The sequence below is a fragment of the Sorangium sp. So ce375 genome, assembly GCF_051473855.1.
Classification (GTDB): domain Bacteria; phylum Myxococcota_A; class Polyangia; order Polyangiales; family Polyangiaceae; genus Sorangium.
In genome coordinates this window covers 412,707-433,954 of sequence record NZ_CP150335.1, presented here as the reverse complement: position 1 = coordinate 433,954, position 21,248 = coordinate 412,707, and the positions used below count along the sequence as shown (strand labels likewise).

Genomic DNA, 21,248 nt, shown 5'->3' with positions numbered 1-21,248 from the left:
GCGGAGCGCCGTTGACAGGACGCGGTGCGCTTCTGTAACTGATCGATTTCCCAGCGGATTCACCCGCGAAGGAGAAGGATCGCCATGAGGCAGCAGCTCGACGGGGCCGTGGTGCTGACCGCAGCCGACGAAGACGCGATGGAGTATTTGCCCAACCGAGGCGTCTTCATGGCGCAGCTGCTGGGGCGAGCTCGCGGGCACGCCTTCGGCTTCTACAAGGGCACGATGGCGCCCGGCTGTGAGATCTCGCGCGAGCTCCACACGGAGACCACCGAGACCATCTACATCCTGGCCGGGCACGCGCTCGGCATCATCGGCGACCGCGAGGTGCCCCTCGGTCCCGGCCAGGTGATGCACGTCGAGACGAACGTACACCACGGGCTGCGCAACACGGGCGCCGGGCCGCTCGAGTTCCTCGTCATCGGTCATCCCGATTTCTGATCGCGCGGTCGGCTCCTTGAGGTGCGCCGCGGCCCTCCGGTTCGCTTCCGGCGCGCTCGCCGCGACGGCGCTGCTCGGCGCTGCGGCGGCGCGAGCCGAGCCGCCCGCGACGCCGCCCGGCGCTGCGACCCGGGGAGCCGGCGCCGCAGCAGACCTCCGGCCCGGGGCGGGCGTGCCGGGTACGCCCCGCCGGGCCGCTCCGGACGAGCTCGTGAGCGCGCGGCGCGAGGTCGCCTGGGATCCGGCCTGGCCGCGCTTCCGCGTGAGCGAGTACGTGGCCACGGGGCTCCTGGCCGCGACCGCCTTCGGCACGCTCGCCATCCCGCCGTCGGAGGGCCGGTGGACGACCGTGAACGGCTTCGACGGCTCGGCGCGCGACGCCCTGCGCATCCGGAGCGATCGCCAGCGCGAGATGGCGCGGGACGCGAGCGATCTCCTGCTCACGATGATGACCAACCACCTCGCGGTCGACGCCCTGCTCGTGACCTGGTGGGGGCACGGCCGCGGCAGCGTCGCCTGGGAGATCGCGATGATCGACGTCGAGGCGCTCGCGCTGAACGCGGCCCTGAACGGCGTCATCGCGGGGCTGACGAGCCGCGAGCGCCCCTACCGCGCCGGGTGCGCCGGGCCAGAGGAGCAGCAGGACCGCGACTGCCGGGAGAGCAAGCGGTACAGGAGCTTCTTCAGCGGTCACAGCTCGACCGCGTTCACCGCTGCGGGGCTCGTGTGCTCGCACCACGCGCACCTGCCCCTGTACGGCGGCGGCGCCGCGGACGCGTTCGCGTGCGCCGCGTCGCTCGGGACGGCGGCCGCCGTGGCGACGTTGCGGGTCGTCTCCGACCAGCACTTCGCGACCGACGCGCTCACGGGCGCGGCGGTCGGCGCCCTGACCGGCCTCGGGCTGCCGTGGCTCCTGCACTACCGCGGCGGCGCCCCCGCCTCGGGCGCGCCGCGCGGGGACGGCGTCGCGCTCGGCTTCGCGCCCGCGCCGCTCGGCGGGTACCTGGTGGGCAGGTTCTAGCGATGGCGCTCCGCCGCGCGCTGGCTGCCGCCGCGGCGCTCGCCGCGCTCACCCTGCTGCCCGCCGGGGCCGGCGCCCAGGATCCGGCCGACCTGCCGCCCCCCGCTGGCGATCCGCCGCCGGTGCCCTCGGGCATCGACGTCCTGCAGAAGCGCTCGTACTGGGCGCGGAGCGCGGCCGCGCGCCCGTTCCTCTCCGCGCTGATGGAGCTCGGCGTGATCTATTTCAGGCCGAGCGTCGCGCTCGGCGTGGGCAAGCCGCACTGGTCCTGGCTCGGGATCGAGGCCTACGCGAGCGTATCGCCGAGCGGCGGCGCAGAGTACGTGGGCCTCCGCGCCGCGCTGCCCAGCCTGGAGATCCGCGGCGGCGCGCGATACGCGTTCTCGACGAGCCAGTACTTCCTCGATCCCCGGGCGTCGTACACGCGCAGGGACACCGAGCTCATGGAGGGCCCCCCGTCGCGGTACGTCGCCGGGGAGATCGAGGTGTCGGGCTCGATACCCTTGCTCGGAGGCAGCCTGTTCGGCGTCGCGACCGGCTATGCGGTGATGGGAGCGCCGGACGGATTCTATCTTTACGAGGAAGCGCTCCACGCCGTGATGAAGCCGCCGCACCTCTACCGCGCCCGGCTCGGCTACATGGCGGAGATGGACCGGTTCGGCGAGCTCCGCCTGGGCGCCGCCGCCGAGGTGCTCGGCAACCCTGGCCGCGGCAGCGTCGTCGTGCGGATCGGCCCCGTGCTGGCCGTGTCGTTGACGCACCACCTGGACGCGGTGGGGACGGTGATGGTGGTGGCCGCGACGCCCGATCAGCTCGGCTTGCTGGGCGCGGATCTCGGCCAGCTCGGCCTGCGGTACCGGTGGGCGACCGGCGATCGCTGGCCGGAGTTTCCCTGACGCATGCGCCTCCTGCGATGCGTGGTAAGCGTCCCTGGATGAACAAGCTCATTTCCCTGACGTTCCTCGCCGCGGCGCTCGCGGCGTGCACCCAGCCCGGCGAGGCGAGCGCGCCCGCGGCGACCGGCGCCGCCGCGCCGCAGCCCGCCAAGGCCGACGCCCCGAAGGCGAAGGCCGCGGACGCGCCGGCGGCTCAGGCGAAGGCGGCCCAGGTCAAGGTCGGGCAGCCCGCGCCCGATTTCACGCTGCCGGATCTCGACGGCAAGCCCGTCAAGCTGGCCGATCACAAGGGCAAGACGGTCGTCCTCGAGTGGTTCAACCCCGGTTGCCCCTTCGTGCAGCTCGCGCACCGCCAGGGCGGCCTGAAGGACGTGCCGGCGCAGCACACCCAGAGAGGGGTCGTGTGGCTCGCCATCAACTCGGGCGCTCCGGGCAAGCAGGGCACAACCAAGGAAGAGAACGTGAAGGCAACGGGCGAGCTCGGGATGAGCTACCCGGTCCTCATCGACGACAAAGGCGATGTCGGGCGTGCGTACGGCGCCCAGCGCACACCGCACATGGTCGTCATCGACCCGCAGGGCACGGTGGTCTACGCCGGCGCCATCGACAGCACGAAGGGCGGTGAGCCCGAGCCGGGCGAGCCGGTCACGAACTACGTCGATGCCGCGCTGACCGAGCTCGCCGCCGGCAAGGCGATCTCCACCAAAGAGACCGAGGCGTTCGGCTGCACGGTCAAGTACTGAGCAGCCCGCCGGCGGGCCGCGAGCAGCACAGCATAGCTAAACGCACATTGGCATCATGTCGCGCGCCCCACAAACAGCATCCGCGTCGCGGGCGTCGGCCCGCTCCTCGCTGCCCTCTCGCCGGGAGCTCTCGTCGAATCGGTCATTGGCGCTCTCGTCGGCGCTTCTCGGCGCTTCGCTGAACAGCGCGCCCGCCATCGGTCCCCGGCACACGCACATCCTCGCGTGGAGCGCATCGCACCCTCGCCCCCTCCTGGAACATTACAGGGAACAGGGCACCGAGCGCTGGGCACGGCGATACGCCCCGTTCGGGGTGTTGACATGGACGTAAACTCAGGTTTACCGTTGGGCGACAGTTTTGCCATATCGCTCGTACCTCACGCCCGAAGCGAGACGCTCACTGGCAGGCGGCCAGGCGGTCCGGGATGATGGCGATTCGAGGCCATGCGCTGGGCGGCTCCACCTTCGCTGTTGAAAAGGGTCCGAGTCATGAGCCGAATGGGTAGAGCGGGCCCGGAGAGCGCGAACGCCGCGAGATCGGCGAGCGAGGCGCCCACGTCCCGCCCCGTCCCGCTCGCACCGCAGGGCAGGTCGCCCCGCTCCGCCCCGCCGGGGAGCTCGGGCGCCACGCAGGAGACGGTGTTCCTGTGCGTGGAGCCGCCTTCCTCGCGCGTGCCGAGCAAGTTTCCCATCCGCGACTGGGATCGGTATGAGTGCGAGTCGCTCGTCGGGAAAGGGGGAATGGGCACGGTCTACAAGGCCAGGGACCCGCGACTCCACAGGTACGTGGCGCTCAAGCTCATACGGGGCAACGATCCGGAGCTCGCGCAGCGCTTCATCTGGGAAGCGCGGGCCCAGGCCCGGGTCGAGCACCCGAACGTCTGCAAGGTGTACGAGGTGGGCGAGGCGCAGGGCCAGCCGTTCATCGCCATGCAGTACATCGACGGCCAGCCGCTCCACCGGGTGGCGCAGCAGATGTCCCTCGAGCAGCGGGTGAAGATCGTGGCCGACGTCGCGGACGGCCTGCACGCCGCCCACCGGCTCGGGCTGATCCACCGCGACATCAAGCCGGCGAACATCCTTGTGGAGCGGACCGCCGAGGGCGCCTTCCGCCCCTACCTCCTCGATTTCGGGCTCGCGAGGGACACCGCGACGGATGGCTGGGCGACGACGGGCGGCGAGGGGACGCCGGCGTACATGGCGCCGGAGCAGGTGTCCGGCGGCCAGCGCCAGCTCGACCGCCGCACGGACGTCTACTGCCTCGGCTCCACGCTCTACGAGGTGCTCGCCGGGCGCCCGCCGTTCGTCGACGCGTCGGTGACGAGCCTCGTCGCCCGGGTGGAGCACGAGCGGCCGGTGCCGGTGCGAAAGGTCGACAAGGGGATCCCGGTCGATCTCGAGACCATCGTGATGAAGTGCCTCGAGAAGGAGCCCCAGCGGCGGTACGACTCCGCGAAGATGCTCGCCCTCGATCTCGAGCGCTACCTCGAGGGCGAGCCGATCGACGCGCGGCCCCCGAGCATCGGTTACCGCGCCCTGAAGCGCGCGAGGAAGCACAAGCGCGCGGTCGCGGCGGCCGTCGTGGCGCTCGTCGTGCTCGCGCTGTCGGGCGCCGTCGCCCTCCGCGCGAGGCTCGCGGCCGCGCGCCAGGCCGAGCTCTCCGCGCGCGTGGCGTCCCTGGCCGAGGGCTTCGGTCAGGACGTCAAGGAGATGGAGCTGTTCATGCGCTACGCCTACGCGCTCCCCCTCCACGAGGTGTCGCGGGAGAAGGAGGTCATCCGGGCGCGCATGGGCGAGATCGACCGGAAGATGCACGGCATGCGCGAGACCGCGGGCGATCTCGTCGAGGGCCCTGGCCGCTACGCGCTCGCGCGCGGGCACCTCGCGCTGCACGAGCCCGAGGAGGCGCTCGCGCACCTCGAGGCGGCGATCGCGAGCGGGTACTCCGCGCGGGAGGCGAAATTCGCGGCGGGCCTCGTGCACGGGATGCTCTACCTGAAGGGGCTCGATCGGGCGCGGCGCCTCGCCGACAAGGGGGAGCGGTCCGCGCACCAGCTCGAGCTCGAGGAGCGGCACAAGCAGCCGGCGATCAGGTACCTGCGGGACAGCGTGAGATCGGCCGCGGAGCCGCCTTCGTACGCCGTGGCGCTCATCGCGCTCTACGAGGGGCGCTTCGACGAGGCGCTCGCCGAGGCGCGGCTCTCGTTCGCGCGATCGCCCTGGGAGTACGAGGCGAAGAAGCTCGAGGGCGACGTCCTGCTCGCGAAGGGCACGGCGGCGCGCGACCTCGGGGACCACGCGGCGGCGCTCGTCGAGTTCTGGGGCGCCGTCGCCTCGTACGACGCCGCGGCGGAGATGGCCGAGAGCGATCCCGACGTCCACGAGGCGGCCGCGCGCGCCCTGAGCGAGATCATGCTGATCGAGGCGCAGCGCGGCGGGGACGCGGAGGAGGTCGTCGCGCAGATCATCGCCCGGTGCGACAGGGCGCTCCGCGCCAACCCGCGGGCGAGCGGCGCGCTCGCCAAGAAGGCCTGGGCGCTCGTGCACCGCGCCAGGCGCGACCTGTCGCGCGGCGTGGACCCGAGGTCGGACCTCGTCGAGGCGGTCGCAGCCAGCGAGCAAGCGGTCCAGGGCGACCCGTCCGACGCGACCGCATACGGCGCCATGGGGGCGAGCTTCTTCCTCCTCGCGTCGCACGAGAGCGCCGTGGGGCTCGACGCGTGGCCCTCGCTCGGCCGCGCCGTCGACAGCGCGCAGCGGTCGCTCGCCCTCGACCCGAACTCCTTCTGGGCGTGGAACGACGCCGCCATCGCCTACGGCATGATGGCCGAGTACGCCGCGTCCCGCGGCGCGGATCCCCTCCCCCTCTTCGAGCTCGGCGCGTCGTTCGCCGAGCGTGCCATCGAGATCGCGCCGAACGACATGCCGCCGCTCCTCAACCAGGGCTGGATCTACGCGCGGCGCGCGCAGTACGAGCTCGACCACGGGGCGTCTCCCGAGGAGTCGCTCGACGTGGCAAAGGACAGCCTCGAGGCGGCGCTCCGACGGCGCCCGGACAGCTATCGCGCCTACAACAACCTGGCCCTGACCTACCTGGTCCAGGGCCGGCACGAGCGGCTCGCCGGCAGGAGCCCGGAGGTCTCGCTCGCGCGGTCTCTCGAGGCGTACGGCGCGGCGGCGCACCTCAACCCGGACGACCTCGAGGCGCAGCTGGGGGCGGGCCTCGCGCGCATCGAGGCGGCGCACTGGGCGCTCCTCCAGGGCCAGGATCCGACGGGCGCGCTCCGCGCGGCGAGGGGCGCGATCGAGCCCATCGTGGCCGCCAGGGCGCGCCACGCGGGGGCGCTCCTCGCGCTCGGGCAAATCGAGCTGCTCTCGGCGCGGTGGGCCGCGTCCCGCGGCAGGAGCCCTGCGGCAGCGCTCGACGCCGCGGAGCGTTCGCTGCTCCGCGCCCTCGAGGCGAACGGGGGCAACCCGAGGACCTACGGCACCCTGGCCGAGGTCCACCGGCAGCGCGCCGCCCTGACCGGGCCGGGCCTCCTCGACGTGCGCTCGGAGGTCGAGGCGGGCCTCGCGCTGATCGATCGCACGCTGGCCATCGACCCGGGCTTTCCGCTGGCGAACGCCAGGAAGGGCGCGCTGCTCCTCCTGAGGGCGAAGGTGGAGCGCGAGCGCGCGGCGCGCCTGGATCTGGCCCGGCGCGCCGACGCCTCGCTCGAACAGGCGCTCCGCGACAACCCGCTGCTCGCGCGCGAGTACGCGCCGCTCCTCGACCAGGCGGGAAAGCTCGCCGCGGCGCGCTAGCCCTCGATCGCGTCGCCCACAGACCCCGGAGCGCCGCTACCGCCGCCTGGGCCGCGCGACTCTGGCCATCGCTTCATCGTGGGCCCACTTGACGCGCATGAACTCGCCGGCGTCGCCGCCGCGGTCGGGGTGCGTGACGAGCGCGAGCCGGCGGAACGCCTGGCGGATCTCGTCCGCGCTCGCGGCCTCCGCGAGGCCGAGCACCGCGAACGGCGACACGCCGCGCGCGGACGCGGGCCGCGACGGGGCGCGGCTCGACGGCCCGGGAGGCGGCGGGGGCGCGTCCCGCCGCGCGCGCGGCTTGGGCCAGGGGGGCTCGCCGCGCAGCACGCGCGTCCAGGCCGTCGCCCACGCCGGCGCGATCTCGACGAGCGGGCGGCCGGCGGCGCGCTCGGCCTGCGCCCGCGCCTCCTCGACGGTCCGCGCGCCGCCCTGGCTCGCGTCCGGCGGGCGGAACGGCTCGCGCACCGGCTCGGCCGTCCACCAGGCGGCCCACAGGAAGCGGCGGCGCCGCGTCGGCGTCACCGCGTACGCGCCGCGGAGCGGGAGCGTCATCGCCGCCGACGCTGCCACGGATCGGCCAGCGCGGCGACCGGCGGCGCGGCCGAGCGCCGGGCACGCGCGGGCAGCTCAGAAGATCTCGGGGCACCAGGGCGCGCGCGCGGCGCGGAACAGGCTGTCCGCGCGCTCGACGGCGCCTCCGGAGAGCGCCTCGATCTGGCCCGCGTCCGCCATGCACTGGAAGGAGACGCCGCCGAGGTACGCCGAGCCGAGCGCCGTGATGTCGAGGCGGAGATCCGGCGCCGCCGTCGTCCGCGTGGCGCGCCGCTCGCCCCCGTGCAGCCGGAACCGACCGGCGTTCCAGGGACAATCGCGATCGGCGATCTCGAGCGTGAGCGCCTCGCCGCTGCCGTAGGCGCGCGCCGCGAGCGCGGCCTCGACGTCCACGATGCGCACCCACAGCCCGTCGCTCGCCGTGAGGCGCAGCCGCCGCGGCTCGACAAGGAGCATCCCGAGCGGGTGATCGGGCGGCAGGAGGCTCGCCTCGATCCGCTGCGCCAGGTCGATGTCGAAGAGGTACCGCCAGACGAGCCTGGTCCCGAGCGGCGTGGCGCCGATCGCCTCGATGACGCGGACCGAGCCGACCGGGATGGTGGACGTGTCGAACCGGTGGTGCACGCAGTACAGCGCATACGCCTCGGCGCGCCCGTCGACCTCGATCACGACGCGCTGGAGCGGGCCGCCCCCCTGACGGATGAAGTCGTTGTCGCTGAGCCGCCGGCCCTGCCACCATGGCTCGGACCGCGCCAGCATCCCGGGGACGAGCGGACGCGCGCGCTCCCAGACCGGCGCGAAGGCCTCGAGCGCCTCGGCTTCCCCGAGCAGCCGCGCCCGGCCCTCCGCGCTCGCCTCACCACGGAACTCGGTGCGATCTCGCTCGATCGAGATGGAGCACGACTGGGACGCGATGCCATAGCCGAAGCGGCCGTAGATGGATCCCTCCGTGGCCCAGAGCGAGGAGATCGGCTGCCCCGCGGCCCGCGCCTCCTCGAGGTGCCGCCGGATGAGGCGCGTGAGGATGCCGCGGCGGCGGTGCGTCGGTATGACCCCGACCCCCGTGAGCCCGGCGGCCGGGATCGCGCCGCCCGGCGTGGTCATCGTGAACGAGAACGTGCCGGCGGCACCGACGAGCGACTCGCCGTCATAAGCGCCGAGGCGCGAGGTGAGCTCCTTGATCCGCTTCATCGCCTCCAGGCGCTCGAGGTTCACGGCTGCGCCGAAGGCGGTGAGGATGGGAGCGACGAACTCGCCTTGTTGCTCGGGGCCCAGCTGCCGGAGCTCGATGTTCATCGGGCCACGATAGCAAAGGAGCGGCGCGCGTCGGACCGGAGGTCTACGGAGGTGCGGCCGGAGCGTCTCCGAGCGCCGCGGAGGGCGGAGAGCGCAACGTCAACGTCGAGAGGCGAAGGAGAGGCTCCACCCGTCGTCGCGCCGGGGTCCTCGCGGGAGCCTACGCGCTCAGCCGGTCCCGTTCCCTCGCCGCGGCCCGACGGATGCGCGTCTTCAGCCACGCCTCGATGAGCGGCCACACCGTGAGCGGCGCGTCCCGGCCAACGACGATGTCGAGGTGGCCGCGCGGGAACTCGCGGTACGTCTTGTCCGAGGAGCGGCTGAAATCGTACGCCGGCTTCACCGACGCCGGCGGCGCGAGGTCGTCGTGCCTGCCCGCGATGACCAGGAGCGGCAGGTCGAGGTGCTCGAAGCGCTCGGCGTAGCCGAACAGGCTCCCCATGTGGTGCCCGCTCTTCCGCGACGCCGCCGCGTCCAGGAACATGTTCCGGAGCACCGTGATGCTGCCGCTGTCCATCGCGAGCGACATGTGCTGCGTGAGCACCCGCGTCTCCATCGAGCCAGGCACGAACCCCCGGATCGGCAGCGGAAAGATCGGGCTCTCGACGAACGCCCGCACGAACCGGAACGGCTCGCCCCACGCCGACAGCGGGAGCGCCCCCTGCCCGAGCGGGACGCGCCGGTCGACCGTCAACATCAGCCGGCCGAGCAGCGCGAGCGATCGCGACCCGTGCGTGAACAGGTACGGGCTCCCGAGCGTGACGATCCCGCCGACCGCGTCCCCCATCGTCGGCGCCGTCGCATAGCTGACGAGCCCCCCGAGCGAGTGGCCGATGAGGTACACCGGCCGCGGGCCCGAGATGCGCCGGATCTCCTCGATCGCCGCCGGCACGTCCTCGCGGACGAAATCGGTCACGTGCGCCGGCCGCCGCGCCCCGAGGTGCCGCGACCGCCCGTGGCCCCGGAGGTCCAGGTTGAAGACGTCGAATCCCGCGCGCGCCAGGTAGTTCGAGAAGCTCCGCGACGGCAGGTGCCAGATGTACCGGTTCTGGCCGTACCCGTGGATCAGCAGCACGCTCGCCACCGTGCTCCGGAGCCGCGCGCTCCGCTTCCGGATCATCGCGAGCGGCACGTCGTGGACCTCCGCGTCCGCGTCCTCCATCCCCGGCGCGCGCGCCCCCTCGATCCCACGGCTCGCCGGCGGGGACTCGTGCGCGGTGCTGCGGACCCGCACCACCACGAGCTCCTTGATGAACCTGTCCCGCTCATCGCGGTCGACCGTCTGCTCGACCTGGGCCTGATGCAGGATCATCCTTTCCGTCTATTGCGGATTATTTTGCTGTGCGCAACCTCGTTCGAGCCGCCGGGGATGCTGCCGCCGCGGGGCCTTGCCGCGGCGACGTCGCACGGCCCCCCACGCTGATCACGGGCGGGCGCGCTCTGGCGCGACGTCGTGGAAAAAGCTCCGCCATGGGCGGTCCGCAGGCGTCACACGGCGCTGCGTCTCGTGTACCCTCCCGTCGGCTGGTGCCCGGTCCACCGGGCGCGCGGAGACCTCCAGTCTTGCCTCGGCGCGTCCGTTCCGTGGGCGCCGGAGCCCGGCCCTGACCTTACGCATCGCTAGGTGACCTACAATGTACCACTTGAAGATGGGTCGGCAGCTCGCGGTCGGGGTGCACGCCAGGGCTGTCGCGCTCGCCGCGCTGCTCGGCGCCGTGTGCTTCTCGTCGAGCGCCAGCGCGCAGCCCAAGGACGGCTCCGACAGCAACGCGGACGACTCCCCCGCTGCCGAGAAGCAAGCCACGGACGACAAGGCGCAGGACGACAAGGCATCCGGCGACAAGGACAAGCCGCAGGAGTCGGCGCCCGAGGCGACGGATGACAACGCCCCGTTCGAGAGGGAGGGCAAGACCTATCGGTTCGCCGGGCTCCGGTTCCGGAACCTCATCGTGCCGAAGGCCATGATCAACCTCTTCGCCGACGGCGGCTCGACCGTGAACGTGTTCACGTTCGGCCCGGAGCTCTCGACGCGCAGGGACGGGCTCGAGATCGATCTGGCGATCTCCTACGCGGACTACTCGATGGATCCCTTCCTCTTCAAGGGGAAGAACGACGGCAACGACGCCTGGGAGATGGTGTCGAGCAGCATGAAGCTCGTCTACTTCACGACCGATCTCCTCTACGAGATCCCGCTCGACAAGGAGAAGGGCCGCTTCTCCCTGCTGATCGGCGGCGGCGTCGGGATCGGCGTCGTCTTCGGCAACCTCTACCGAGCGCAGGCGTTCCCGGACAACGCGGCGCGCCTCGACCCCGACGACGTGGGCTCCTGGAACAAGTGCCCCGGTCCGATCGGCGGCTTCTGCGACGGCTCCAACGACCATTTCGGCGACTACGACGAGCCGAGCTGGATCAACGGAGGATCCAAGCCGACGGTGTTCCCGTGGCTCTCGTTCCCGCAGCTGAGCTTCCGGTACAAGCCGATCAAGCAGCTGCAGACGCGGCTCGACGCCGGCTTCTCCATCACGGGTTTGTTCTTCGGGCTGTCCGCGGGGTATGGCCTCTGATCGAGGGATGACGTGACGTTACGTCCGCTGTTTCCCCCGCGCTATGAGCCGATCGGGGCGCTCGGAAAGGGCGGCGGCGGCGAGGTGTGGGCCGTGCGCGACCGGATCACCGGCAAGACGGTCGCGCTGAAGACCCTCGGCGAGGACGCGGACGAGCCGGAGGTGCTCGCGCTCGTCCGCGAGGCGGCTGCCCTGTCGGGCGTCGAGGGCCTCGGCGTGCCGCGCGTGCTGCGCTTCGGCCGGCTGCCCGCGTCGGGGCGGCCCTTCATGGTGCGCGAGCTCGTCGAGGGGACGAGCCTCGCCGATCTGCTCGCGCGCAAGGGCGACCTGGCCAGGAACCTCGCGGCCATCGCCGACGCGGCCGATCAGCTGACGCGCCTGCACCGCGCCCTCCTGCTGCACGGCGACGTGAAGCCCGCGAACATCATCGTCGGCGAGGGCGGCCGCGCCACGCTCGTCGACCTCGGCCTCGCCGCGCCGTTCCGGGACGACGGCTCGCGGCCCATGGGCCTCACGCCCCGCTACGCCGCGCCGGAGCTCTTCAAGGGCGACCCGCTCACCGTCCGCGCCGAGGTGTTCGCGCTCGGCGCGACGCTCGCCGAGGCCCTCCGCGACAGCGGTGGCGAGCGCGATCCGAAGGTCGTCGAGGCGCTCCAGGTCGTCGTCGACCGGGCGACCGCCGACGCCCCGAACGCGCGCTACCCGAGCGCCGACGAGCTCGCGAACGCGCTCCGGCGCGCGGCGCGGCTCCCCTCCGGGCCGGGCGAGGCGGCCGCGAGGCCCGACGCGGACGCGGGCGCCGTGGTCTGGCCGATCGTCGGGCTGGACGCGCCCTCCACGCGGCTGCTCGCGCAGATCATGGCGCTGCCGGCGGGCGGCGGGCTCTCGATCGACGGTCCGCGCGGCTCCGGGCGGAGCGCGCTGCTCCGGCGCATCGCGTGGTCGCTCGAGGTCGGCGGCTACGCCGTCGCGTGGATCGAGGCGGCCCGCGTCGCAGACCCGCGCGAGGCGCTCTCGATCGAGCTGTCAGACCACGATCTCGGCCGCGTGACGGCGCTCGTCGACGACGCCGACCGGCTCGGCGACGCGGCCCTCGAGCGGCTCGACGAGGTGCGCAAGGCCGGCGGCAAGCTCGTGCTCGTGCTCGGAGATCCGCCGGAGGGCGGCGCGGACCGGGCGCAGGGCGCGCCTTCACCAGCGCGCCCGGGCCGCGGGTTCGAGCGCTTCGAGATGGCGCCGCTCGAGGAGCAGGTCGCCCGCGAGCTCGTGCAGCGCACGATCCTATCGCTGAGCGACGCGGTGGCGGCGCACGTCGTCTCCCGCGCAGGGCGGTGGCCCGGGCGCATCCGCGAGATCGTCGCGCGCATCGCGCGCGCGCCCGTCGCGTCGACCGAGGACGTCGATCGGCTGCTCGACGCGCCCCCGACGAGCGCGGTGGCGTCCGGTCCGGGCGGCGCGGGCGCCGAGGAGGCGGCGCTGCCGCCGCCAGAGATCCACCGGCTGCTCGATCGCGGCCACTTCGACGCGGCGGCCGAGGCGCTCGGCCGGTACGACGGCGACTGCTCGCCCGCCGTGGTGCCCACCCTGACGATCGCGCGCGCGCGGCTCGCCATGAACCGCGGTGACACGGCGCGGGCGCTCGCCGAGCTCGGGCGCGTGAAGGATCAGGTCGAGGCCTCGGGCGATCACGCGCTGGCGGCGTTCTGGTCGCTGCAGATGGCCCGGGCGCTCGTGCGCGCCGGCGACTACGGCGAGGCGGAGCGCCGCGCGGGCGAGGCCGTGGAGCGGGTGGGCCCGATCAAGATCGAGGCGGAGCTCGCCGGGGTGTCGCGCTCCGAGCTCCCGACGGCCGCCGCGTTCGGCGCCTCGCCCGAGGCGATCGTCGCCGAGGCGGTGGCGACGCGCGGGCTCGCGCAGAGCTTCGCCTCGCGGCACGAGGACGCGAAGCGCACGCTGGAGCACGCGGTCCGGCTCGCGCGGCTCACGGGCGAGCCGAGGATCCTGTCGGTCGCGCTCGTCTCGCTCGCCTTCGCGCTCCAGCGGGACGACCGCCTCAGCGAGGCGAAGGCCGTCTACGAGGAGGCGCTCACGGCGGCGGAGCAGGCCGGCGACGCGGGCACGCTCGCGACGACCCGCCTGAACCTCGCCGCGCTCACGAAGCTCCAGGGCGACCTCGGCGCGGCCATCCGCCACCTCGAGGCCGCCGTCGACCTGGGCCGGCGCTCGGGCCGCGTGGCGACGATCCGCCAGGCGCTGCTCAACCTCGCGAACCTCGACCTCTACCTCGGGCGGCTCGCGCGGGCCCGGGTGTCGCTCGACGCGCTCGCCGCCCAGCGCGCGGATCTCGCGCCGCAGCAGCAACCCCAGCTGCTCGCGCTCGAGGCGGAGCACGCGGCGCGCTCGGGCGATCTCGAGCAGGCCGAGCGGCTCTGCCTCGAGTGCGCCGAGGCGTACGAGGCGATGGGCCGGCGGATCGACGGGGTCGAGGCGCGGCTCGAGCGGGTGCTCTTCGCGGCGGCGCGCGCCGGCGCGGACCCGCGCACCCTCGGCGAGGAGATCGACGTGGCCTCGGAGCGCCTCGGGACGACCGGCGCCCACCGCGCGCTGCTCGCGCTCGCGCGCGGCCGCGTCGCGGCGCTCGCGCGCGACGAGTGGCGGGCGCGGGCGGCGTACGACGAGGCGCTCGAGGCGGCGCGCGTCGCGGGCCAGCGCGACTGGATCTGGCGCGCGCTGGAGGCGAGGGCGCAGCTCGAGACGGAGCGCGGGCACCTCATCCGGGCGCGCCACGATCGCGAGGAGGCGCTGATCACGCTGGAGGAGATCGCCTCGAAGCTGCCGCGCGATCTGCGGGAGGTCTTCTGGAACGACGCGCGGCGCAAGGAGATCCGCGCCGCCGCGATGCTCGAGCTGATGAGCAGCCGCACGGTGCCGTTCGCCCAGACGGGCGCGGCGACCCCGGCCGGCGCGGCGACCCCGGCCGGCGCGGCGGGCGCGACGTCCGCGGCGGGCGCGGCGGCCCCGCAGGGCGAGGACCGGCTGGCGCGGGTCCTCGAGATCAACCGCGCGATCGCGGGCGAGCACGATCTCACGCGCCTGCTCGCGAAGGTGACCGATCACGCGATCGCGCTCCTCCAGGCGGAGCGCGGGTTCATCATCCTGCAGCGGCCGCCGCGCGACGAGCCGCAGCCGGCCGCGGACGAGGGCGCGGGGGATCTGTCGATCCACGCCTCGCGCGATCAGGCGGGGGACGACCCGCACGCGCGCTTCTCCAGCTCGATCGCCGAGCGGGTGATCTCCACGGGCGAGCCGGTCGTGACCGCGAGCGCGCGGGACGACGCGCGCATGAGCGATTACGTCTCGGTGCACCAGCTCATGCTGCAGTCGGTCGCGTGCGTGCCCATCCGGCAGCGGAGCGGGCAGGTGATCGGCGCGCTGTACCTGGAGACCCGGCTGAGCGCGGCGGCGAAGTTCGAGGTGGAGCTCCCGACGCTGACGGCGCTGGCCGACCAGGTGGCGATCGCGATCGAGACGGCGCGCCTCGTGAGCGAGAACGAGCGCCGCGCCCGCGAGCTCGAGCGCACGAACGAGGAGCTGCGCGCGGCGCGCGCCAAGCTGGAGGAGCTCCTCGGCCACCGCACCGCGCAGCTGGCCGCGACGCGGCGGGATCTGCGCTCGGCGCGCGCCGTCATCCGCGGCCATTTCGGCTACGAGGGCCTGGTCGGCACGAGCGAGGCGATGCGCCGCGTGTACGCGCTCATCGACCGGGTGAAGGACACGGACATCCCGATCCTCATCACGGGCGAGAGCGGGACGGGCAAGGAGGTCGTCGCGCGGACGATCCACAACGCGAGCCCGCGAGCGAAGAAGCCGTTCGTCGGCGTCAACTGCGGGGCGATCCCGGAGCACCTGCTGGAGAGCGAGCTCTTCGGGCACGTCCGCGGCGCGTTCACGGGGGCCGATCGGGACCGCAAGGGGCTCTTCCGGGAGGTGACCGGCGGCACCATCCTGCTCGACGAGATCGGCGAGATGCCGCAGAAGATGCAGGCGGGGCTGCTGCGGGTGCTGCAGGAGAAGGTCGTCCGTCCGGTCGGCGGCGCGCGCGAGGAGCCGGTCGACGCGCGCGTCATCGCGGCGACGCACCGGGATCTCGCCGACATGGTCTCGCGGGGCACGTTCCGCGAGGATCTCTACTACCGGCTGCACGTCGTCGAGGTGCGGGTGCCGTCGCTGCGCCAGCGGATCGAGGACATCCCGTTGCTCATCGACTACTTCCTCGGGATCTTCGCCGCGCGTTACGGCCGCGATCGCCGCAGCGTGTCCCGCGCTGCGCTGAAGCGGCTGTCGGCGTACAGCTGGCCCGGGAACGTACGGCAGCTCGAGAACGTGCTGCTCAACGCGTGGGTCCTGTCGGATCGCCCCGAGCTGGAGAGCGAAGACTTCGAGCTCCCCGACGCGGCGCCTCGGTCGCTGCGGGGCTCGCCTGACGGCGGCGTCGCGCCCCCGCCGCGAGCGCCCCTCGCCGGCGGCGCGCCCGCGAGCGCGGGCCGAGCCCCGCCGTCGAGCGAGCCGCACCGCCTCGAGACGTCGCTCGACGCGCACAAGGCGAGCGAGCGGGAGCGGATCCTGGTCGCGCTCTCGAGCTGTAACTGGAACCGGGTAAAGGCGGCGCAGGTCGTGGGCCTGCCGCGCCGGACGTTCTACCGGCGCCTCAAGGAGTACGGGATCCAGTGAGGCGGGGCCGCGCCCGGGGCGGGGCGCGGCGGTGAAGCTGGCGGAAGGATTGGAGAAGTAGAGCAGGGTCCGGCCGATGTGGCTGGGGCCGTGCAGGGGCTTGGGTCCAGCGGTGGGTCCACCGCGGAGCTCGGGGCCGGATCGGCACTAGGATTGGGTCATGAACAAGTCCCAAGCCCATTTCTACTCGCAGGGCCAAGGCATTCCCACACGTCCGGCGAGGCGGTCCGTAGTTGCCACCAGATCGCGTTGTCACGATCAGGGTTTTGCATCGAATTGGATGCCGGTTCGCCCGGCTGGAACAAGATTGACTCTATCCATTTTTCGCCCGAAGACATAGCAGAGTTTTTCCAGATTCGTCACCGCAAGGTCATCGTGCAATGGTATATTGTCCCTCTCAAAGGTTAGGAGCCTCGCTGAACCGAGAACTCGTGCCGCGGCTCTGGCGTCCAACTTGTGTGCTTCGTACGTCGTTCCATCGTTCGCAACGATGAGCGTTCGTCCTTCCGCAACGGATACGAAGCGGACAGGAAGTCCCTTGTCTGCCTTTTTGACCGCGGAGAGGAGGAGCGTAAGACTCTCAATCTCAGGATTATCGATATCTCGCAGCATCTTGCCTGTGCGGCGAAGAAACGGGTCAGCCTGTTGTTTGTCGACCATATATCGAGCAAACAGAAGCGTGAGAAACAGGCGAGCTTGCGGCAAGGTCGCGTCGATAATTGCATCTTGCCATTCGGCAAGAAGGTCATCGACAGCTGGGTCCCCCTGCGTCAGGAACGCCTCTGCTTCAGCAAGTGCATCTTCGTTATTAGCGATAGCGATGACCTGAAGCAGCGTCATCATTTGTTCCTCGACTATACGCTCACGCCGGCGTCCCCAAGCCTTCTTGGCTGCGTCGAGAGCGACCTTGATGGTCGGCGAATAGCGATTTTTCCGATTGATGATAAAGTGATATCGAGGGGCATGATTTCACTCTTGCACGTGATTGCTGGGACCCAATTCCATTGTATGCTTCCAAAGCCGCCAGAACCCGCGCAAGCTGTCCACCGCATCCGTTCTGTCAAGAGGGCGTCCAGCTATCCGCCTCCGGGCCACAAGCTCCGGGATTCGCCCAGCAGGCCCTCCGGGTGTCAGTCCCGTCCGTACACTTCCGTCCCGCCGGTTCGCTCCAGCTCGCTCGTCCGCGGTAGACTACCCACGCCCGGCAACCACTGCCGGATCCCCCTTCAGTTTTTCCAGAGCACATCAGGGCACACGCAGTGCGAGAAAGGCGCCTATCGCCGTAGGTTCTGAGCCGAGGCGCCGGCGATCGAACCCCGATGCGGGCGCCGTGATCCACGCCTGGCGATGGTGCCGTCCAGTCCGAGTAGCCCGACGGCAGGGCTCAGTACGTCCGCTCGTTGCGTCAGCCCACGCCAGAAGTGGGGTCATTGGGCGGTGCACAGACTGCGGTCATTTGCAAGCGACTGCGGTACTTACCGCACCACCCGGGGCCGTGACCGAGCCGTCGCCGCTCACCCAGGCCTCGCCGCGGTCTCCGGCCGACGTCGAGCGGGTCGCGTACCGTTCTGGATGTCGCCGCCCTCCGCTACAGCGAGGCGAAGAACGCGCGCGCCTTGTCCAGGATATCGTCCGGCACGGGGATGGCCTTCCCACTCTTATCCTCGTTCCCGAACGCCGCGATGCACAGCGCATTCCGCGAGCCAATGACCGTCAACCCCGGCTTTTTCGACAGCTCGGCCATCGCAGCGTCATAGATAAGCTCCGCGGCCGCATCCCCTTCTGGGTGCGCACATACAATGGATGAGCCGAGCCCCCCGGCGGACAAGCCTGTCTTGCTGTCGACGTCGAACGCCAGCCCGAACGCGTCCCCGGTCTCCTTGTCGACCTTGCATCCCTTGGCGCCGAGCACGGGTTGCAGTCGCTTACAGAGCCGCATTACGGGATTGATCTCGCAGGCTTCGAGCCTGGCTGTTCTGCCCGTGAACGTGCCTGTCCCGCTCCACGTCAAGCGCCCCTGCAAGGTGGCCGGCTTGCCGGTGTTCAACCAAGCAACGTCTTGCTGCTGCGCTTCGGACACGTCGCAGGACACACGGCCGCCCGTCACATCGCCCTCTCCGATCGCCACAGTGATAGAACCGTCATCGGTCTTGCCGATGTACTGAACGGTTCCACTGACATAGAGCAGCTTGCCCTTGTAGAGCATGTCCGCCCGCACCTCGTTGTCACGGTAGACATCGAGTAGCGCCTGCGCTGTGACCTTGATCGATGCCTCGCGAGGGCGCGCTACGGGAACGACGCTCGCCGTGGCCGCCGGGGGGCTGCTCGGCGCCGCGCTGGGCCCCCCAACAGCCTCGCTTCGCTGCTCGCTCCCCTTGCACCCGATGACGAACATTGACACGGCCAGCGAGATCCCGATCCAGCTACGCATGCGCTCCTCCCGTCCCGTCCGGCGCAGCGCCGGAGCCGGCAGAGGGTACGCGGTGGCGTCGGACAGCGACAAGCGGTGGCGCGCCGGCCTGATTTCTGCCGGTGCGTTGCTCGCCCCTGGCCGTCCGGCTCGCCTCCGCTACTTGGCCCACAGCACCAAGAGATCGAGCTCGATGGCGTCGAAGGGCTGGGCGCGGACCCGCGCGACGTCGCGGTGGACGACCGCGGGCCCCCAGCGATGATCCGCGCCGAGCACGTACACCTCGAGCGTCCGCGCGATCGGGTCGACGAGCCATGCGTACCGCACGCCCTCGCGCGCATAGATCGGCATCTTCACCTGCCGCTTGTACTCTTCCGTCAGCGGGTCCAGGACATCGCAGATCCAGTCCGGCGCCAGCTCAACGTAGGCCGTCTCGGGCAGCTCTGGCATGCGCGCACGGCGCCATCCGACGAGGTCCGGAACGAGCACGTCCGTGTCATCCGGCGAACCTCGGTCGGGGAAGTGCAGCTCAGGTCCGTTCAGAATCCACCAACGCCCCGGCAGCTCATGGCCATAGTCCCGAGGCGTCCTGGCACCGGGGCCGAGCTCGCCGAGAAGAGCTGACCTCGCCAGAGCGTTCCGCGGCGCAGAGCGCGAGGTGATGTGCAGTTCGCCGCCGATGAGCTCCGCCACTTTGTTCGGCGGGACGGCTTCGAGGTCGGCGTACGTCGCGCGGCGCTGCTTCTCGGCGGGCTGGCCCATGGGCGAAACCTGCCCGGCGGCGGGCGGCAGGGCAAGGCGGTGAGGAGCGGGCCAGGTCGATGCGCCGGCCGGGTCGCTCAGCGACGCAGGGCCACGACGGCGATCGCCAGCGCGAGCCCTAGCGCATGCGCGTGCGGGTCCGGCGGTTCGATGCTCGCGACGTCGTGGCACGGGTCGGATATGGTCAACTCGACGCCGGGGCGCGGAGGGATGGGGCTCGCGGTGACGTTGGGGTTCGGCGGATCGATGACGTCCGCGTCCTTGGGCGGGAGGATCATGCGGCGAGGCTATCACTAGGCAGCGCCGCTCCTCACCCTCGCCGCGGGCGGAGCACCCGGGTCAGCGCCGCGATCCCGCGAGCACGCCACCTGTAGGCCGTGCTGACCGGCGCGTGCTGCTGCTCGGCCGCATCCTCCATCGACATCTCGAAGATGTCGTGCGCCGCGATCACCGCGCCCTCGTGCTCGGGGAGCTGGTGCAACGCCTCGAGGAAGGCCCGGCGCATCTCCTCGCGCTCGAGGGCCTGATCCGGGGTCGGCGCCTCGTGCGCCGCGCGTGGCGGGACTGCACCAATCTCCTCGCGTCGCACCCGGGCGCTTTCGAGGTGATGGCTGACGCGGTGATAGGCCAGCGCCCGCAGCCAGACACGAAGCGCTTCCGCGGGCTGCACGTCCGGGTCGGGGCGGTAGCGGTCCTCTTCGCTGGCCTCCCACGCCGCGAGCAGCACGTCTTGCGCGAGGTCGTTGACGTCCTCGCGTGTCGCCCGGCTACCTCGGAGGTAGCGCGCGATGAGGGCGCGAACGACGCTCACCTGTCCAACAAGCTCCGCAGGGGGCACCCGCTTCGACGCGAACCGCCAGTTGCGGATGATGAAGACGGCAGCAAACGCGATGAGCTGCCCGAACGTCAGGACTACAAGGTCCGGCGCCATATGGCCACTCCCTGGACTGGCACGAGAGAGATGTAGAGCGCGATCAGGATCGACCGCGCGAGGTCCCAGGCGCTGAAGATGCCCATACGGAACGGGCCCACCAGCATGAGTGTCTCGGCAATGACGATGAACCCGGCGGCGAGGTGCTGTGTCTTGCCCCGGTCATTCCCGAGGAACCACAGGATCAGGCAGCCGACGGACGTGCAGAGCGCGGCGAGCTCGAGGGCGAGGTAGGCCTTGCCGAGCAGCTCTCCGCGGAAGGTGGGGTAGCCGGCGGCCAGGACCGCGACCGCCACGAGGTAGACCGCGAGCACACCCCACGGGCGCCGCCGGCCGAAGATGAACACCGCGAGCGCCGCCACCCCGGCCATCCAGCCGAGGAAGAGGGCCGAATCGAGGTGAAACACGGCGCGGACCCACCCGCTGAACGGTGCGCCGGCGAGTTCGGCACGAGCGGGCTCGAGGACGCCGATGCGGATCGCTCGCCGCGCGGCGCTGGCGGCGAGTCCGTACCCCAGGAGCACGGCGATGGGGCGGTGCTCGGGGCGATGCCGCGCGACGATCCAGGCGAGGACCGTCGCAAGGGCGGACATCGCGTAGACGGCGACGAGCACGGCGCCGACGGTACCCGGCGCCCGCAGGATGGCCAAAAAAGCGAGGCTCCGCGCGGGGAGCCCCAGGCGTGGAGGCGAGGCTACAGAAGGCTGAAACTGAAAAAGGACCGGATGTAGTGCAGGACGTTCCCAACGAACCCGGGGTCAGGCGGCTCGATCATGGCCGGGAGGGTACCAGGGCCGGCCCGTGGACGTCGTCCGCTTTCTTGGCCCGGCGGGTCGACCTGTGGCACGCGCGCACGCGCGCGAGGGAACGGCGCAGTGTCAAGCGGGAGATCGCGCCCGAGCGACGACCTTCGCCGCGGCCGCCGGCCCGGACGAGCAGCGCGCGGTAGGCTACCAGGGCTTCCGGCCGGTGGGTGTCGATTTCGTGAGAACGACGCGGGGGCGTCCGTAAGCGGTGCCGCGACGACGGAGACCTGAACGGTTCCGACCAACTCGGCACGGTGCGGCGATGGCGCTCTCCCTCGAGCGGGCCGC

16 protein-coding genes are annotated in these 21,248 nt (G+C 71.9%); 7 read left to right on the top strand and 9 right to left on the bottom strand.

Translation table 11 applies throughout. The annotated features are described in order from the left end of the window. Positions 1-84 precede the first annotated feature (84 nt). From WME90_RS01635 to WME90_RS01615, 5 genes are all read left to right on the top strand, one after another. Entirely contained in the window at positions 85-441 is a 357-nt protein-coding gene (locus tag WME90_RS01635; protein ID WP_437279283.1) for a cupin domain-containing protein, read from the top strand. A 16-nt stretch (positions 442-457) separates the two neighbouring features. Continuing rightward, positions 458-1,462, top strand: coding sequence for a phosphatase PAP2 family protein (locus WME90_RS01630; RefSeq protein ID WP_437279282.1), 1,005 nt, complete (start codon positions 458-460; stop codon positions 1,460-1,462). Between the two features lie 2 nt (positions 1,463-1,464). Continuing rightward, positions 1,465-2,358, top strand: a complete 894-nt coding sequence (locus tag WME90_RS01625) for a hypothetical protein (protein WP_437279281.1) — start codon at positions 1,465-1,467, stop codon at positions 2,356-2,358. A 38-nt stretch (positions 2,359-2,396) separates the two neighbouring features. Beyond that, positions 2,397-3,101, top strand: coding sequence for a thioredoxin family protein (locus WME90_RS01620; RefSeq protein ID WP_437279280.1), 705 nt, complete (start codon positions 2,397-2,399; stop codon positions 3,099-3,101). 489 nt (positions 3,102-3,590) lie between these two features. Beyond that, positions 3,591-6,905, top strand: a complete 3,315-nt coding sequence (locus tag WME90_RS01615; RefSeq protein ID WP_437279279.1) for a protein kinase domain-containing protein — start codon at positions 3,591-3,593, stop codon at positions 6,903-6,905. A 36-nt stretch (positions 6,906-6,941) separates the two neighbouring features. On the opposite strand, the gene WME90_RS01610 is transcribed toward WME90_RS01615, so the two are convergent. From WME90_RS01610 to WME90_RS01600, 3 genes are all read right to left on the bottom strand, one after another. Next, positions 6,942-7,460 (bottom strand): J domain-containing protein, encoded by a 519-nt coding sequence (locus WME90_RS01610; protein WP_437279278.1) that lies wholly within the window; start codon positions 7,458-7,460, stop codon positions 6,942-6,944. 75 nt (positions 7,461-7,535) lie between these two features. Further along, positions 7,536-8,756: a GNAT family N-acetyltransferase gene (locus WME90_RS01605; protein WP_437279277.1), complete on the bottom strand. Its 1,221-nt coding sequence runs from the start codon at positions 8,754-8,756 to the stop codon at positions 7,536-7,538. A gap of 160 nt (positions 8,757-8,916) precedes the next feature. Beyond that, positions 8,917-10,068: an alpha/beta hydrolase gene (locus WME90_RS01600; RefSeq protein WP_437279276.1), complete on the bottom strand. Its 1,152-nt coding sequence runs from the start codon at positions 10,066-10,068 to the stop codon at positions 8,917-8,919. A gap of 322 nt (positions 10,069-10,390) precedes the next feature. On the opposite strand from WME90_RS01600, the gene WME90_RS01595 reads away from it, so the two are divergent. Next, positions 10,391-11,320 (top strand): hypothetical protein, encoded by a 930-nt coding sequence (locus WME90_RS01595; protein ID WP_437279275.1) that lies wholly within the window; start codon positions 10,391-10,393, stop codon positions 11,318-11,320. A 12-nt stretch (positions 11,321-11,332) separates the two neighbouring features. Beyond that, positions 11,333-16,051, top strand: coding sequence for a sigma 54-interacting transcriptional regulator (locus WME90_RS01590; protein ID WP_437279274.1), 4,719 nt, complete (start codon positions 11,333-11,335; stop codon positions 16,049-16,051). Between the two features lie 258 nt (positions 16,052-16,309). Here WME90_RS01590 and WME90_RS01585 read toward each other — a convergent pair whose 3' ends face one another. The 6 genes from WME90_RS01585 to WME90_RS01560 all read right to left on the bottom strand — a co-directional run bounded on the left by WME90_RS01585 (position 16,310) and on the right by WME90_RS01560 (position 20,804). After that, on the bottom strand, positions 16,310-16,894 hold the full coding sequence (locus WME90_RS01585; protein ID WP_437279273.1) for a hypothetical protein: 585 nt from the start codon (positions 16,892-16,894) through the stop codon (positions 16,310-16,312). 745 nt (positions 16,895-17,639) lie between these two features. After that, entirely contained in the window at positions 17,640-18,482 is an 843-nt protein-coding gene (locus WME90_RS01580) for an OB-fold protein (RefSeq protein WP_437279272.1), read from the bottom strand. A gap of 138 nt (positions 18,483-18,620) precedes the next feature. Continuing rightward, positions 18,621-19,223 carry a Uma2 family endonuclease gene (locus WME90_RS01575; RefSeq protein WP_437279271.1) on the bottom strand — a complete coding sequence of 201 codons (603 nt, stop codon included), beginning with the start codon at positions 19,221-19,223 and terminating at the stop codon, positions 18,621-18,623. 77 nt (positions 19,224-19,300) lie between these two features. Then, positions 19,301-19,501, bottom strand: a complete 201-nt coding sequence (locus WME90_RS01570; RefSeq protein ID WP_437279270.1) for a hypothetical protein — start codon at positions 19,499-19,501, stop codon at positions 19,301-19,303. Positions 19,502-19,533: 32 nt separating this feature from the next. Next, the gene (locus WME90_RS01565) at positions 19,534-20,154 is read right to left on the bottom strand and encodes an RNA polymerase sigma factor (protein ID WP_437279269.1); all 621 of its coding nucleotides are present in this window, start codon (positions 20,152-20,154) and stop codon (positions 19,534-19,536) included. Then, positions 20,136-20,804: a hypothetical protein gene (locus tag WME90_RS01560; protein ID WP_437279268.1), complete on the bottom strand. Its 669-nt coding sequence runs from the start codon at positions 20,802-20,804 to the stop codon at positions 20,136-20,138. Before WME90_RS01560 ends, WME90_RS01565 begins: the two co-directional genes overlap by 19 nt. Between the last annotated feature and the right edge of the window lie 444 nt (positions 20,805-21,248).

Coding starts and splice junctions, on each gene's coding strand:
- WME90_RS01635 (WP_437279283.1), top strand. CDS start 85: ATGAGGCAGCAGCTCGACGGGGCCGTGGTGCTGACCGCAGCCGACGAA.
- WME90_RS01625 (WP_437279281.1), top strand. CDS start 1,465: ATGGCGCTCCGCCGCGCGCTGGCTGCCGCCGCGGCGCTCGCCGCGCTC.
- WME90_RS01605 (WP_437279277.1), bottom strand. CDS start 8,756: ATGAACATCGAGCTCCGGCAGCTGGGCCCCGAGCAACAAGGCGAGTTC.
- WME90_RS01620 (WP_437279280.1), top strand. CDS start 2,397: ATGAACAAGCTCATTTCCCTGACGTTCCTCGCCGCGGCGCTCGCGGCG.
- WME90_RS01580 (WP_437279272.1), bottom strand. CDS start 18,482: ATGCGTAGCTGGATCGGGATCTCGCTGGCCGTGTCAATGTTCGTCATC.
- WME90_RS01570 (WP_437279270.1), bottom strand. CDS start 19,501: ATGATCCTCCCGCCCAAGGACGCGGACGTCATCGATCCGCCGAACCCC.
- WME90_RS01610 (WP_437279278.1), bottom strand. CDS start 7,460: ATGACGCTCCCGCTCCGCGGCGCGTACGCGGTGACGCCGACGCGGCGC.
- WME90_RS01575 (WP_437279271.1), bottom strand. CDS start 19,223: ATGGGCCAGCCCGCCGAGAAGCAGCGCCGCGCGACGTACGCCGACCTC.
- WME90_RS01600 (WP_437279276.1), bottom strand. CDS start 10,068: ATGATCCTGCATCAGGCCCAGGTCGAGCAGACGGTCGACCGCGATGAG.
- WME90_RS01585 (WP_437279273.1), bottom strand. CDS start 16,894: ATGATGACGCTGCTTCAGGTCATCGCTATCGCTAATAACGAAGATGCA.
- WME90_RS01565 (WP_437279269.1), bottom strand. CDS start 20,154: ATGGCGCCGGACCTTGTAGTCCTGACGTTCGGGCAGCTCATCGCGTTT.
- WME90_RS01595 (WP_437279275.1), top strand. CDS start 10,391: ATGTACCACTTGAAGATGGGTCGGCAGCTCGCGGTCGGGGTGCACGCC.
- WME90_RS01615 (WP_437279279.1), top strand. CDS start 3,591: ATGAGCCGAATGGGTAGAGCGGGCCCGGAGAGCGCGAACGCCGCGAGA.